The organism is Stenotrophomonas sp. 01N47 (assembly GCF_056399165.1).
Genome location: NZ_JBFTQU010000078.1, coordinates 1 through 408, shown reverse-complemented (window position 1 = coordinate 408; position 408 = coordinate 1). Strand labels below are relative to the sequence as shown.

Genomic DNA, 408 nt, shown 5'->3' with positions numbered 1-408 from the left:
CTTTGTCGGGCTTCGCCAGAGCAAAAGCGAATGATGCACATCGGGTTTCCCAAACCTGACGATAACATGCATATTTCATGCAACTCGCCACAGAGGGAATGGAATACCTTTAATCCGCCGCCTATTTGTAATATCTCGCTCGCATCGAATTGATGATCGACGAACTACGGGATCCGATACCGCAATGAACGCCCCTGCAAAGACCGAAGAATTCGCWGCCCCAATCCCTGCCGGCGTTTTCGCCGAAACCGTTCTCAGCGTCACGCATTACACGGACAACCTGTTCCGCTTCACGATGACGCGTCCTGAAGGTTTCCGCTTCCGCTCTGGCGAATTCGCGATGATCGGTCTCATGGTCGAAGGCAAGCCGATCTTCCGCGCATACTCGATCGCCAGCCCGGCCTGGGC

General features: G+C 54.8%; 1 pseudogene. It reads left to right on the top strand.

What is annotated here, in order from left to right:
* Nucleotides 1-184 precede the first annotated feature (184 nt).
* Nucleotides 185-408: pseudogene (locus AC1DKR_RS21300) on the top strand (hypothetical protein); the annotation flags it as partial.